General features: G+C 45.0%; 14 protein-coding genes and 1 riboswitch. Of the genes, 6 read left to right on the top strand and 8 right to left on the bottom strand.

Annotation, left to right across the window (positions count from 1 at the left end; translation table 11 throughout):
- From AACQ83_RS19425 to AACQ83_RS19400, 6 genes are all read right to left on the bottom strand, one after another.
- Positions 1–768 carry a thiazole synthase gene (locus tag AACQ83_RS19425; protein WP_112879215.1) on the bottom strand — a complete coding sequence of 256 codons (768 nt, stop codon included), beginning with the start codon at positions 766–768 and terminating at the stop codon, positions 1–3.
- Position 769: 1 nt separating this feature from the next.
- The gene (thiS, locus tag AACQ83_RS19420; RefSeq protein WP_112879214.1) at positions 770–970 is read right to left on the bottom strand and encodes a sulfur carrier protein ThiS; all 201 of its coding nucleotides are present in this window, start codon (positions 968–970) and stop codon (positions 770–772) included.
- Positions 967–1,716, bottom strand: a complete 750-nt coding sequence (locus AACQ83_RS19415) for a HesA/MoeB/ThiF family protein (RefSeq protein ID WP_112879213.1) — start codon at positions 1,714–1,716, stop codon at positions 967–969. The genes thiS and AACQ83_RS19415 overlap by 4 nt, the downstream gene beginning before the upstream one ends.
- A 10-nt stretch (positions 1,717–1,726) precedes the next feature.
- Positions 1,727–2,377: a thiamine phosphate synthase gene (gene thiE, locus AACQ83_RS19410; protein WP_370446078.1), complete on the bottom strand. Its 651-nt coding sequence runs from the start codon at positions 2,375–2,377 to the stop codon at positions 1,727–1,729.
- Positions 2,361–4,298: a phosphomethylpyrimidine synthase ThiC gene (gene thiC, locus AACQ83_RS19405; RefSeq protein WP_112879211.1), complete on the bottom strand. Its 1,938-nt coding sequence runs from the start codon at positions 4,296–4,298 to the stop codon at positions 2,361–2,363. Before thiC ends, thiE begins: the two co-directional genes overlap by 17 nt.
- A gap of 103 nt (positions 4,299–4,401) precedes the next feature.
- Positions 4,402–4,527: riboswitch (TPP riboswitch) on the bottom strand.
- Positions 4,528–4,582: 55 nt separating this feature from the next.
- A complete protein-coding gene (locus AACQ83_RS19400) occupies positions 4,583–5,245 on the bottom strand; it encodes an HAD family hydrolase (protein WP_112879210.1) in 663 nt (220 codons plus the stop codon).
- 149 nt (positions 5,246–5,394) lie between these two features.
- Here AACQ83_RS19400 and nudC point away from each other — a divergent pair, with 149 nt between their 5' ends.
- The 6 genes from nudC (at position 5,395) to AACQ83_RS19370 (ending at position 9,846) form a co-directional block, all read left to right on the top strand.
- On the top strand, positions 5,395–6,162 hold the full coding sequence (gene nudC / locus AACQ83_RS19395) for an NAD(+) diphosphatase (RefSeq protein ID WP_112879228.1): 768 nt from the start codon (positions 5,395–5,397) through the stop codon (positions 6,160–6,162).
- Between the two features lie 110 nt (positions 6,163–6,272).
- On the top strand, positions 6,273–7,337 hold the full coding sequence (gene hemE / locus AACQ83_RS19390) for a uroporphyrinogen decarboxylase (RefSeq protein WP_112879209.1): 1,065 nt from the start codon (positions 6,273–6,275) through the stop codon (positions 7,335–7,337).
- 4 nt (positions 7,338–7,341) lie between these two features.
- Positions 7,342–8,010, top strand: a complete 669-nt coding sequence (gene nfi, locus AACQ83_RS19385; RefSeq protein ID WP_112879208.1) for a deoxyribonuclease V — start codon at positions 7,342–7,344, stop codon at positions 8,008–8,010.
- A 76-nt stretch (positions 8,011–8,086) separates the two neighbouring features.
- On the top strand, positions 8,087–8,677 hold the full coding sequence (locus AACQ83_RS19380) for a YjaG family protein (protein ID WP_112879207.1): 591 nt from the start codon (positions 8,087–8,089) through the stop codon (positions 8,675–8,677).
- A gap of 186 nt (positions 8,678–8,863) precedes the next feature.
- Positions 8,864–9,136: a nucleoid-associated protein HU-alpha gene (hupA, locus tag AACQ83_RS19375; RefSeq protein ID WP_012776594.1), complete on the top strand. Its 273-nt coding sequence runs from the start codon at positions 8,864–8,866 to the stop codon at positions 9,134–9,136.
- 68 nt (positions 9,137–9,204) lie between these two features.
- Positions 9,205–9,846 carry a DUF1481 domain-containing protein gene (locus tag AACQ83_RS19370; RefSeq protein ID WP_112879206.1) on the top strand — a complete coding sequence of 214 codons (642 nt, stop codon included), beginning with the start codon at positions 9,205–9,207 and terminating at the stop codon, positions 9,844–9,846.
- An 18-nt stretch (positions 9,847–9,864) separates the two neighbouring features.
- On the opposite strand, the gene purD is transcribed toward AACQ83_RS19370, so the two are convergent.
- Both purD and purH read right to left on the bottom strand, forming a co-directional pair.
- Positions 9,865–11,148: a phosphoribosylamine--glycine ligase gene (gene purD / locus AACQ83_RS19365; RefSeq protein ID WP_112879205.1), complete on the bottom strand. Its 1,284-nt coding sequence runs from the start codon at positions 11,146–11,148 to the stop codon at positions 9,865–9,867.
- A 21-nt stretch (positions 11,149–11,169) separates the two neighbouring features.
- Positions 11,170–12,759: a bifunctional phosphoribosylaminoimidazolecarboxamide formyltransferase/IMP cyclohydrolase gene (gene purH, locus AACQ83_RS19360; protein ID WP_112879204.1), complete on the bottom strand. Its 1,590-nt coding sequence runs from the start codon at positions 12,757–12,759 to the stop codon at positions 11,170–11,172.
- Between the last annotated feature and the right edge of the window lie 490 nt (positions 12,760–13,249).

Here is a 13,249-nt window from a genome sequence, read left to right as displayed (position 1 = left end):
TCAAAATGCCCCTAGAAAATCGGTCAGTGGACTGGATGCGACAGCATGTTGTTTCGGACTTGCCAGGCCAGCTTGATAGGATAATTCACCCGCTTCAATCGCTATTTTGAAGGCTTGAGCCATTTTTACTGGATTACGTGCAACGGCAATGGCAGTGTTGACTAATACCGCATCCGCACCCAGTTCAATTGCTTCCAATGCATGGCTTGGCGCGCCGATGCCGGCATCAATGACCACCGGCACTTGTGCTTGCTCGATAATAATTTGCAGGAAATCTCGGGTGAGCAGCCCTTGATTAGAGCCGATCGGTGCGCCTAAAGGCATGACTGCCGCGCAACCCACTTCTTCCAGACGCTTACACAAAACGGGATCAGCACTGCAATATGGCAGAACGACAAACCCATCTTTGACCAACATTTCAGCGCCTTTGAGTGTTTCAATCGGGTCAGGTAACAAGTATTTCACATCAGGATGAATCTCTAGTTTGATCCAGTTGGTCGCCAGTGCTTCACGGGCCAAACGGGCGGCAAACAGGGCCTCTTCTGCGGTTTTAGCTCCAGAAGTATTTGGCAGCAATTTGACGCCAAGTTTTTGCAATGGCGCCAAAATAGCGTCATTACCGCTCTGCAAATCAATGCGTTTCATTGCCATCGTGACAAGCTGGCTGCCGGAAGCCGCTATAGCCTGAGTCATTAAATTGGTATTGGCGAATTTGCCTGTACCGGTAAATAGGCGGGAATTAAAAGTCGTATCAGCAATTTTTAGCATATCAACCTCCAGCAATAGCCTGAAACAGAAGGATATCGTCTCCATCATTAATTTGATGCGTATTCCACTCTGAACGCGGAATAATGATTTGATTAATAGCCAGTGCCATTCCCGGTTGTGTTCGTTCAAGTTGTTCTAGCAATTGTTGTATAGCCAGAGGAGCCATAAGCTCCATCGGCTGGTCGTTTACCGTAATTTTCATGCCATATCTCCGCAAATCGGGCATTGCTGCGACTGGCTAAGTTGTAGAGTGCTCCAGCTTTGTTGTTTACCATCAAACAGTCGGAGTTTGCCGCTTAACGGAGAGGGAAGCCCGGTTAACATTTTGATGGCTTCCAATGCCTGTAATGTGCCGATGATACCGACTACCGGACCTAAGACACCCGCAGTCCGGCAATTTCGTAGTGGTTCTTCCTGTTCAGGGTAGAGACAGCTATAACAGCCATGAAGATAAGGGGGTTCAAATACCATAAGTTGACCGCTAAAACCGACAGCACTGCCGCTAATTAATGGTTTTCGCATTGCCACACAAGCGGCATTGATCGCGTGGCGGGTTGTTATGTTGTCACTGCAATCGAGAACCAGATCGACCTGCTTCACGATTGTTGCCAGAGATTCCCGGTTTTGACGTTGATTAAGGACCATTGTTTTTATCAGCGGATTCAATGCATTGAGTTGATTGGCTGCAAGTTCAGCTTTTGCGGCAGGGATCTCTTCGGTGCGGTAAAGTATTTGCCGTTGTAAATTGGAGATGTGCAATTGGTCATCATCAGCGAGATAAATTGTTCCCACACCTGCCCCGGCTAAATAGAGAGATGCAGGAGCGCCTAGTCCTCCCAGTCCGACAATCAATACTCGGCTGGATTTCAGTTTTTCCTGCCCTTCCGGGCCAATATCTTCGAGTAACAGTTGTCGGCTGTAACGCATAAATTCTTGATCATTCAGCATAAGAACCTCTCTATCCCTTTAACGCAACGCCTTCAATCAGATGAAGCAGTTGTGCGGTGGCCTGTCGCCAATCCTTTGCTTTGGTAATTGCACTAACCAGCGCCACACTGCCGACTTCCGTTGCAATGACATCCGGTACGCGTTCAAGAGAAATTCCGCCGATGGCGACAGTGGGATAGTCTGGTGTGTTTTCTACTTGCCGTTTTAGTGCTGCCAGTCCTTGTGGGGAAGATGGCATCGTTTTGGTCGTGGTTGGGAAAATATGGCCGAGAGCGATATAAGACGGACGAAGAGATTTAGCTCGTGCCAGCTCTTGTTCATCGTGGGTAGAGATTCCTAACCGTAATCCCGCTTTTTGGATGGCGTTCAGATCAGCGATAACTAAATCTTCCTGCCCCAGATGAACACCATAAGCGCCATGCTTTATTGCCAGTCGCCAGTAGTCGTTGATAAACAGACGAGCGTTATATTGGCTACCGAGCATAATAGCTTGCTGAATCTCTTCTTCCACCTGATCTTCTGGTCGATCTTTAATTCTCAACTGAATTGTGGTGACGCCTGCTTTTAACAAGCGGGAAATCCACTCTAGCGAATCCACGACGGGATACAGGCCCAATTTATATTCCGTTGGGGCAAATGGCGCGTTAGGCAGATTGTTCATGAGAGACATCCTCTACGCTGTGATACAACTCGCCACCGTGGGCGCGGAATGTTTCAGACATTTGTTCCATACCGGCGGCGTAATCGCGTACTTCCTGAGAAATCTTCATAGAACAGAATTTAGGCCCGCACATAGAACAGAAATGCGCAATTTTGCCGGAGGCTTGTGGCAGAGTTTCATCGTGATAGGCGCGAGCAGTATCGGGATCGAGCGCGAGATTAAATTGATCTTCCCAACGAAATTCAAAACGTGCTTTGGACATGGCGTTATCGCGGATTTGTGCGCCCGGATGACCTTTGGCGAGATCGGCGGCATGAGCAGCAATTTTGTAGGTAATTAGCCCTTGCTTAACATCATCTTTGTTTGGCAAGCCGAGATGCTCCTTCGGCGTCACATAACAGAGCATGGCGCAGCCAAACCAGCCAATCATGGCAGCGCCGATACCGGAAGTGAAATGGTCATAACCGGGTGCAATATCTGTTGTTAGTGGGCCAAGGGTATAGAAAGGGGCTTCGTGACAATGTTCCAATTCTTCCGTCATATTGCGGTGGATCATCTGCATAGGAATATGTCCGGGACCTTCGATCATCACCTGAACATCATATTCCCAGGCAATTTTGGTCAGTTCGCCTAATGTGTGTAGTTCTGCAAACTGCGCTTCATCGTTAGCATCTTGAATAGAACCGGGGCGTAAACCGTCTCCCAGTGATAGGGAAACATCATAAGCGGCGCAGATTTCACAAATTTCACGGAAATGTTGGTAAAGGAAGTTTTCTTGATGATGAGACAGACACCATTTCGCCATAATTGAACCACCGCGGGACACAATTCCGGTGAGGCGTTTGGCTGTCATCGGTACATAGCGCAGTAATACACCGGCATGAATGGTGAAGTAATCTACCCCTTGTTCTGCTTGTTCCAGCAAGGTATCACGGAATATTTCCCAAGTGAGATTTTCCGCTACGCCATTGACTTTCTCCAGCGCCTGATAAATAGGGACTGTACCGATAGGAACCGGGCTGTTACGTAAGATCCATTCGCGGGTTTCGTGGATATAACGGCCAGTGGAGAGATCCATTACCGTATCTGCACCCCAACGAGTGGACCAGATTAACTTTTCTACTTCTTCCTCAATAGAAGAGGTGACTGAAGAGTTACCGATATTAGCGTTAACCTTCACCAGAAAATTACGACCAATAATCATCGGTTCTGATTCAGGGTGATTAATATTGGCAGGAATAATTGCCCGACCAGCCGCGACTTCCTGGCGGACAAATTCTGGTGTGATATTTTCCGGCAACTGAGCGCCAAAACTTTGTCCAGCATGTTGTTGGCGTAACACATCACCGCGGATACGTTCACGTCCCATATTTTCCCGTAGTGCTATAAATTCCATTTCGGGCGTGATGATGCCTTTACGGGCGTAATGCAGTTGAGTAACGCATTTGCCTTTACGGGCTTTTAATGGATGGGGGCGATGATTGAAGCGTAAATGATCGAGACCGGCATCCGTTAGGCGCTGCTGCGTAAAATCAGAGCTGAGGGTGGCAACAGGTTCAGTATCTTGGCGTTCGGCGATCCACGGTTGACGTAGTTTGGTTAACCCAACATGTACATCCAGTTTGGAATCAGGATCGCCATAAGCGCCGGAAGTATCATAAACCGGGATAGCTTCGTTTTCCTCATACTGAGGTTCTTCTTTGGTGCCGCCAATTAAAGTTGATGATAACTGGATTTCACGCATTGGGACTTGGATATCATCACGGGAACCTTGAAGATAAATTCGTCGTGAATTTGGGAATGTCACCCCTTGAATAGAATTAATAAATTCTTGAGCAGCATCGCGTTGTGCTTTACGTGGGCGCGCAGGCGGGAGTTTGGGTGAAATATCAGTTGCAGGGATAATAGTGTTGTGAGACATAGCAAATTCCTAACTGTGTTATTGGGAAAGTTGCTTGTCTGGAGCTCGCAGGAGTAATAGTTGATGGCTGGACAGACCCATGAAAAATTGGGTGGGCTGACAGCGGTTGATTACTCTTGTTCCCTTCGCAGGTATTAACCCGATCAGGTTCCGCGGATCCCGAATTAACGGTCTCAGCCTGTGTATGCTGCGATAAAACAGCTTACGCTAGGCACTCCGACAAGAAAGTAAGCAGTAGTATAGAAGGGATTGTGAAAACTACAACCCTTACTGATTGAAAGTATTTACAGTGACCAGGTTAATTGTTGCCAGCCATGTTGTTGTGCTTCGGCTTTTAAATGGGCATCGGCATTGACCGTAATGACTTCGTCGGCAAATTGACACATTGGCAGATCATTAATTGAATCACTGTAAAAACGAATAATCTCAGGATAACTATTTTGCTGTTCCAGCCACTGTTTTATCCGTTTTACTTTACCTTCACGAAAAGTCGCAATACCGTCTATTTGGCCGGTATAACAGCCATTTTCCACCACCATATCAATGCCCAGCGCAGTGTGAATACCTAATTCGATAGCAATCTTTTTTACAATAAAAGAGACAGTAGCTGAGATAATAATGATTGGAATTTGTTGTTGTTGATACTCTGTAATTAAGGTTTTGGCTTGCGGATAAAATCGAGGTTTGATTTTTTCGTTAATAAATTCAGTCAGCCAAAGATCAACTTGTTCTTGTGGAATTTGATGCAGTGTTTGTAGGCTAAATGCCAGATAACCACTCATATCCAATGAGCCTGCGCTGTAATCAGCCATCATTTTTTTATCTGCCTCGATAAAACTTGGATCAGTAATGATGCCTTTTTCCCATAAAAATTCTGTCCATATAGCGCTGGAATCACCGGAAATTAAGGTGTCATCCAGATCAAACACTACAAGCAGTTGTGGCATGATGTTGTGTTCCTCAAGTCAAAGCACATTGATAACTGAGAATAATGCTTGTAATGCTGTGTAGTGACCAATAGCAATAAAAGCATGTTTTTCTGACTAGAAAGCGTATGATTTATACAGATATTAATCGTAATTATGATGTCATGATGATGCAACAACAAATTACAGGAACAGAACGTGGCTGGTGGATTATCAGCTATGAAAATCGTATTTGGCTCCCGGAAGGGGAATTACCTTTTGGAATTGCTGTCCAATGGTCATTGCAAGGAAAAATAGCCTTGCCTATTGGTGAGTGGCAGGGCGAAAAAGTTTGGCTTATCCGTCAGAAAATGGCTTCAAATATGGTTTCTTTACGGCAAATTGTTGCAAGTGATCGTGGCTTGTTTCAATTAGCTGGCCGGGGAGTGCAATTGGCAGAGTTTTATCGCTCTCATCAATATTGTGGTTATTGCGGTAGTGAAATGCACCATAGTGTCAGTGAATGGGCTTGCTTGTGTCATCACTGCCATGAACGTTATTATCCGCAGATTGCACCTTGTATTATCGTCGGTATTCGTCGGGATGATTATATTTTGCTGGCTCAACATCAGCGTCATCGTAGAGGCATATATACAGTCCTTGCGGGATTTGTTGAAGTCGGTGAAACACTTGAAGAAGCGGTAGCCCGCGAAGTGATGGAAGAGAGTAATATTAAAATTCGCAACTTACGTTATGTGGCTTCTCAACCGTGGCCTTTCCCTCATTCATTGATGATGGCATTTCTGGCTGATTATGACAGTGGTGAGATCCGTCATGATCCGAAAGAGCTGATTAGTGCAGATTGGTATCATTATGATCAACTGCCATTGATTCCACCACATAATACTATTGCCCGCCGGTTGATTGAAGATACGGTTGTTCTATGCCGAAATACGTGATGTACAGTTTGGCGCAATTCAACGGGAGAGATTTACCTATCATGTTACAATGACGTTCAATCATTGTAGTCAGATTATGTTGCGGCCAATAAATATAGATGGAGCCTGTCATGAATGCGCTGAAAAACGATCGTTATTTGCGAGCTTTATTACGCCAATCCGTTGATGTTACCCCTGTTTGGATGATGCGCCAGGCTGGCCGCTATTTACCTGAGTATCAGGCTACTCGTGCTAAAGCCGGTGATTTTATTGCTTTGTGTAAAAACACTGAGCTCGCTTGTGAAGTCACTTTACAACCTTTGCAGCGTTATCCACTGGATGCGGCAATTCTCTTCTCTGATATTCTCACTATTCCTGATGCTATGGGACTGAGGCTCTATTTTGAAGCAGGTGAAGGCCCGCGTTTTAAATCTCCTGTTTCCAGCCGTGCTGATGTGGAAAAACTGTCGGTGCCTGATCCGGAAATGGAGTTGGGTTATGTGATGGATGCAGTACGCGCGATTCGTAAAGCGCTGGCGGGTCAGGTTCCTTTGATTGGCTTTTCCGGTAGTCCGTGGACACTGGCGACTTATATGGTGGAAGGTGGCAGTAGTAAGGCATTCACTAAAATCAAAAAAATGATGTATGCCGAACCTGTTGTAATGCATCTGTTGCTGGATAAGCTAGCAGACAGCGTTATTCTTTATCTCAATGCTCAGATTAAAGCTGGCGCTCAGTCTGTGATGGTTTTTGATACTTGGGGTGGGGTACTGACCGGGAGAGATTATCGGGAGTTTTCCTTGCATTATATGCACAAAATTGTTGATGGCCTGATCCGTGAAAATGAAGGTCGTCGTGTGCCAGTGACACTGTTTACTAAAGGTGGTGGGCAATGGCTGGAAGCAATGGCTGAAACCGGTTGTGATGCGCTTGGTTTGGACTGGACGACAGATATTGCCGATGCGCGCCGTCGTATGGGGAATAAAGTCGCTTTGCAGGGTAACATGGACCCATCCATGTTATACGCCTCTCCAGAGCGGATTGAGCAGGAAGTTTCGACAATTTTGCAAGGTTTTGGGACGGGTTCTGGTCATGTCTTTAACCTTGGTCATGGTATCCATCAGGATATACTGCCGGAACACGCGGGGGTATTTGTCGAAGCGGTACATAAACTTTCAGCTAAATATCATCAGTAAAAATATGATTAATACGAAAGCATTACGTCAGGAACAAATAGCAAAGGCTCAACAGGTTATCTGTTATGATGATTTTTCCCCCCCTAAATTGATTGCGGGTGCTGATGTGGGCTTCGAACGGCAGGGAACAATTACCCGTGCCGCGATAGCGGTTCTTTCTTATCCTGCTCTTGAACTGGTGGAATATCAGATAGCTCGAATTGAAACTACGCTGCCTTATATTCCCGGTTTACTCTCTTTCCGTGAATATCCTGCATTAATGGCTGCTTGGCAGTTGTTGAAATACAAACCTGATCTAGTAATGGTGGACGGTCATGGCATCGCTCATCCACGTCGTTTAGGTGTTGCTAGCCATTTTGGTTTATTAGCTAATGTGCCTACAATTGGTGTGGCAAAACGTCGTTTATGTGGTGAAAGTGAACCATTGGGGGAACAGCCCGGCAGTTGCCAACCTTTGCTTGATAAAGAGGAGCAGATTGGTTGGGTATGGAGAAGTAAAAAACGTTGTAATCCGTTGTATATTTCTACCGGACACAGAATCAGCCTTGATAGCGCATTGCTATGGGTGGAATGTTGTATGAAAGGTTATCGCTTGCCTGAAACAACCCGTTGGGCAGATGGTATAGCCTCAAATAGGCTGTTTTTTGAACAAATGATACAGAAAAATCCTTAAATTCGGTGTAAGCGTGTGGATATTCTTGAATTTCAGGTAAACTGCGGAGCAAATTGTGCATAATGAGTAAAAACTAATGTTACGAAACCCGATACATTTACGGCTGGAAAAACTTGAAAGCTGGCAGCATCTGACCTTTATGGCAAGTCTATGCGAACGGATGTATCCAAATTACCAGATGTTCTGTTGCCAGACAGCATTTGCAGAACCTGCTCTTTACCGCCGTATTCTGGATTTGGTGTGGGAAATATTAGTTGTAAAAGATGCCAAGGTGAATTTTGATAATCAGTTGGAAAAGTTGGAACAAGTTATTCCCTCAGCGGATGATTACGATATTTACGGTGTGTACCCGGCAATTGATTCATGTATTGCATTAGGGGAAATTATTCACTCCCGTCTGAGTGGTGAAACATTGGAGCATGCAATTGCAGTGAGTGAAATTTCAATCCGCACTGTTGCTATGCTTGAAATGACTCAGGCCGGAAAAGAAATGACCGATGAAGAACTAAAAATATTACCTGCTATTGCACAAGAGTGGGACATCCAATGGGAAATTTATCGCTTATTGGTTAGCTGCGAAGAGCGGGATATTGAGTTGATTAAAGGATTGAAAGCTGACCTCCGGGAATCAGGAACGAGCAACATTGGTATAAATTTAACGCAGTAAAGTGAAAAAAAGTGATTTAATGCTTTAAATGCCATGTTCAAAGGCTTCACTTTTGCCCCCACTCTGTTCTACATTTGGGGGGTGAAAAGAAGTGGCTATCGGTGCGTGTATGCAGGGGTGCTGTCATTCGGCATATCCGTCGCACTCGATGCTTTGCAAACGATAAACACACTGTAAGGATAATCTATGAATAAGACTGAATTAGTTGATGCAATCGCAGAAAGCACAGACCTGACTAAAGCTCAGGCAAAAGCTGCTCTGGAATCAACTTTGAATGCAATCACCGAATCCCTGAAAGCGGGCGATTCAGTACAACTGGTAGGTTTTGGTACTTTCAAAGTTAACCACCGTGCAGAACGTACTGGTCGTAACCCACAAACCGGTAAAGAAATTACAATCGCGGCTGCAAACGTACCTGCTTTCTCTGCTGGTAAGGCTCTGAAAGACGCAGTTAAATAATTTCATTGCAAAAAAGAAAAAATAGAAGGGGTATTATTTATCCCCTTTTGTTGGTTCGTCAGGGGCTGATGACACTAGGATTCGTCTTCGCGCTCAGCGCCTGTACCAATCAACCTAAAGAACCTTCTTTCAGCGCAAGTGGATTCATTGCCGATGATGGTGTTGTCCGCTTGTGGCGTCTCAACGATCAGAACAGTAAACCTCAGGTGCTGATGAGTGTTTACAGCCCCTACCGTAATGACAATACCATCGTGACTTTTTATGAATATAAGCAGGGAGATTTGCGCCAAATTCGTCGTGAAATTTTGAATGATAAAAATCCACTATCTGAACAACTTCGTTTGAATAAATCCGGTGATGTGATTTTTATGCAAAAGCAGTCGAAAACGCGACGAGAGCCACTTTCCAGCGATGATATTGTTCGTATGCAGTTTAATGCTAAACGGACGCTTGAATTAAGTGATGCGTTGAGAGTGGGAAATGTGCGTTTGGTGCAAGGGCACTGGAATAACGGTAAAGTCACTACCTGTGCAGGTGAAACGATTTCCCTTGAGTTTGAACCTTACGCGAGGTCATGGCTTGAACAGCGTGAAAAAAGTAGTTACGGCCAATTAACCATTGCTTGGTTGGAAGCGCCTGCTGGCCGCGAATTACTGTTGGTAGCCAATAATGACTTTTGTCGTTGGGAACCGACGAAGGACAGCCTCTGACCCTCGTCAGTTTTATGATTACTTCAATCGGTTAATTGCCTGATAGCCGATATCCTTGCGGTAAAAACAGCTATTCCATTCAATCTTTTCTGCTTGTTGGTAAGCATTTTTCTGTGCATCTATAATGGTTTCTCCTAATGCTGTAACACACAGAACGCGTCCACCTGCGGTAATAACATCATTGCCTTTCATTGCTGTACCAGCATGGAAAACCTTGCTACTTTCATTTTCTTGTTGGGGCAAACCATGAATAATATCCCCTTTGTAATAATCAGCAGGATACCCTCCGGCAGCGAGTACCACACCCAGAGCAGGGCGTTCATCCCAATCAGACGTTTTACCCGCAAGCTCTCCTTTTGCACCAGCTAGACAGAGTTCAACAAGATCAGAACGCATACGCATCATGATGGGTTGCGTTTCTGGATCACCAAAGCGGCAGTTAAATTCAATCACTTTTGGTTCGCCATTTTGGTTGATCATCAAGCCAGCATAAAGAAAACCAGTATAGATATGACCCTCAGCAGCCATACCGTTAACAGTAGGATAAATAATCTCTTCCATAATACGCTGGTGGATTTCATCAGTGACGACAGGAGCGGGAGAATAGGCTCCCATTCCGCCAGTATTTGGACCCGTGTCACCATCACCTATGCGTTTATGATCCTGACTGGTTGCCATCGGAATAACATTCTTACCGTCGACCATAACGATAAAGCTAGCTTCTTCACCTGTTAGAAACTCTTCAATAACAATACGATGGCCTGCATCACCAAACGCATTTCCGGCTAGCATATCTTTTATGGCGGATTGGGCTTCTTCCAGTGTCATCGCAACAATCACACCTTTACCCGCAGCCAGTCCGTCAGCTTTTATAACAATAGGAACGCCGACTTTATCCAGGTAGGTAAGAGCTGGTTCGATGGCTGTAAAATTCTGATAAGCCGCAGTTGGGATTTGATGACGTGCCAGAAAATCTTTGGTAAATGCTTTTGAGCCTTCTAATTGAGCGGCTGCCTGAGTTGGACCAAAAATAGTCAACCCGGCTTTTTGGAATGCATCGACAATACCTATCACCAATGGCGCTTCAGGGCCAACGATAGTCAGCCCAATATCATGGCTTTGTGCAAATACTAACAAGCCGTTGATATCTGTCGCTGGTATATCAATATTTTCGAGATTGCTTTCCAGAGCAGTTCCTGCATTTCCTGGAGCGACATAGACTTTATCAGCTAAAGGAGATTGAGCTGCTTTCCATGCCAGAGCATGTTCGCGTCCACCGCTACCAACAATTAAAATATTCATCAGATTAACTCCCGCTATTGATTAGTGGCGAAAATGGCGCATGCCGGTGAAAATCATAGCAATACCGTGTTCATCAGCCGCGGTAATCACTTCGTAGTCACGGATTGAACCGCCGGGTTGGATAATGCAACTCACGCCGACAGCCGCAGCGGCATCAATGCCGTCACGAAATGGGAAAAAGGCGTCAGATGCCATTGCGCATCCTTGAACTTTCAAGCCTTCATCGGCTGCTTTAATCCCAGCAATTTTTGCGGAATAGACACGGCTCATTTGGCCTGCGCCAATACCAATGGTCATATCATTTTTTGCATAAACAATGGCATTAGATTTGACAAATTTAGCGACCTTCCAGCAGAACAGAGCATCTTTCATTTCTTGTTCGGTGGGATGACGTTTGGAAACCACACGTAGGTTAGTTACTGCAACCATACCAAGATCGCGATCTTGTACCAGTAGGCCACCATTAACTCGTTTAAAATCAAGGCCAGCAGCCCGGTCTTCCCATTTACCACATGTCAGAACGCGGACATTTTGCTTGGTAGCTAGCACCGGTAGTACATCTTTATTTACTGAGGGGGCAATAATTACCTCGACGAATTGGCGGTCGATAATGGCTTGTGCAGTTTTAATATCAAGTTCGCGGTTGAAAGCAATAATACCGCCGAAAGCGGAGGTTGGATCTGTTTTGAATGCGCTATCATAAGCTTCGTGGATATCTTTACCAATTGCTACACCGCATGGGTTAGCGTGCTTAACAATAACACATGCAGGTTCCACGAATTCCTTAACACATTCCAGCGCTGCATCGGTATCAGCAATGTTGTTATAGGAAAGAGCCTTACCTTGTAACTGAGTTACAGTTGCAATGGATGATTCAGAAAGATTCTCTTCTATATAGAATGCAGCGTCCTGATGGCTGTTCTCACCGTAACGCATATCCTGCTTTTTAATGAAATTCAAATTCAGAGTACGAGGGAAACGTCCTGATGGTTGAGTCGTATCGCCATAATGAGGAGGAGCCAGCTTGCCAAAATAGTTAGCAATCATGCTGTCATAAGCAGCGGTGTGTTCAAAAGCCTTAATGGCTAAATCGAAGCGAGTTGATTGTGTTAATGACCCCTGATTGTTATCCATCTCTTCAATGATTTTTTCATAATCCTTACTATTTACCACAATCGCTACATCTTTATGGTTCTTAGCCGCAGAGCGAACCATAGTTGGACCACCAATATCAATGTTTTCAACGGCATCTGCCAAAGTACAATCTGATTTAGCTACGGTCTGAGCGAATGGATATAGATTCACAACCACCATATCGATCGGTGAGATTTGGTGTTGTGCCATGATTTCATCATCTTGTCCGCGGCGGCCAAGGATTCCACCATGTACTTTAGGATGCAGCGTCTTAACTCGGCCATCCATCATTTCAGGAAAACCGGTGTAGTCTGAAACTTCAGTAACCTTTAGATCTGACTCAGAGAGTAAACGAGCTGTGCCACCAGTAGAAAGCAATTCGACACCGCGTTGAGATAAGGCTTTTGCAAATTCAACAACCCCTGATTTATCGGAAACGCTAAGCAGGGCACGATGGATTGGACGAAGCTGTTGCATTGATTTGATCCCTTGGATTTTGTAAGGCAGTAACATGTTATTGGGAAGAACCCACTATATCAGGACATAAAAAATGGGCACTGCAATAACATTTCAGTGTAGTCAGATAAAATCGCTTGATGATTTTAACCACCGAATTGTAACGAAAACGTTTGCGTGATGCTCGATAAATTTTCATCCAACTAGCCATATGTGGATAAATCTGTTGGTAAGTAGGTATAAAGTAGAGCTTTGCTGTGGAATTAATCAAACGATCAATTTTTTTCAAAATAATTATTGCCAGAGCCAAAGAACTCCCTATAATGCGCCACCACTGACCGACACAACGCTGATAAACATTGTGAGGTCGGGCAGAGGAAGCGACAATAAGCGCTTGACTCTGCGGGCGAAAAGCGTAGTATACGCAGCCCGGCTGAACGAGAATATCATTTTTTAATTCAGCCTGCTCTTTAACAATTAATCAGACAATCTGTGTGGGCACTCACAAGAC

Origin of the sequence: Photorhabdus sp. S10-54 (assembly GCF_963878145.1) — a bacterium.
GTDB classification, from domain to species: Bacteria; Pseudomonadota; Gammaproteobacteria; order Enterobacterales; family Enterobacteriaceae; genus Photorhabdus; species Photorhabdus kayaii.
Note: the sequence above shows the minus strand (reverse complement) of the source record. Positions and strands in the feature narration are given on the sequence as shown.

Excerpts from the sequence above, each read along its gene's own strand:
- hupA (WP_012776594.1), top strand. The coding sequence starts at position 8,864 with ATGAATAAGACTGAATTAGTTGATGCAATCGCAGAAAGCACAGACCTG.
- AACQ83_RS19415 (WP_112879213.1), bottom strand. The coding sequence starts at position 1,716 with ATGCTGAATGATCAAGAATTTATGCGTTACAGCCGACAACTGTTACTC.
- AACQ83_RS19370 (WP_112879206.1), top strand. The coding sequence starts at position 9,205 with ATGACACTAGGATTCGTCTTCGCGCTCAGCGCCTGTACCAATCAACCT.
- AACQ83_RS19425 (WP_112879215.1), bottom strand. The coding sequence starts at position 768 with ATGCTAAAAATTGCTGATACGACTTTTAATTCCCGCCTATTTACCGGT.
- thiS (WP_112879214.1), bottom strand. The coding sequence starts at position 970 with ATGAAAATTACGGTAAACGACCAGCCGATGGAGCTTATGGCTCCTCTG.
- hemE (WP_112879209.1), top strand. The coding sequence starts at position 6,273 with ATGAATGCGCTGAAAAACGATCGTTATTTGCGAGCTTTATTACGCCAA.
- purH (WP_112879204.1), bottom strand. The coding sequence starts at position 12,759 with ATGCAACAGCTTCGTCCAATCCATCGTGCCCTGCTTAGCGTTTCCGAT.
- thiE (WP_370446078.1), bottom strand. The coding sequence starts at position 2,377 with ATGAACAATCTGCCTAACGCGCCATTTGCCCCAACGGAATATAAATTG.
- nfi (WP_112879208.1), top strand. The coding sequence starts at position 7,342 with ATGATTAATACGAAAGCATTACGTCAGGAACAAATAGCAAAGGCTCAA.
- purD (WP_112879205.1), bottom strand. The coding sequence starts at position 11,148 with ATGAATATTTTAATTGTTGGTAGCGGTGGACGCGAACATGCTCTGGCA.
- AACQ83_RS19400 (WP_112879210.1), bottom strand. The coding sequence starts at position 5,245 with ATGCCACAACTGCTTGTAGTGTTTGATCTGGATGACACCTTAATTTCC.
- thiC (WP_112879211.1), bottom strand. The coding sequence starts at position 4,298 with ATGTCTCACAACACTATTATCCCTGCAACTGATATTTCACCCAAACTC.
- nudC (WP_112879228.1), top strand. The coding sequence starts at position 5,395 with ATGCAACAACAAATTACAGGAACAGAACGTGGCTGGTGGATTATCAGC.
- AACQ83_RS19380 (WP_112879207.1), top strand. The coding sequence starts at position 8,087 with ATGTTACGAAACCCGATACATTTACGGCTGGAAAAACTTGAAAGCTGG.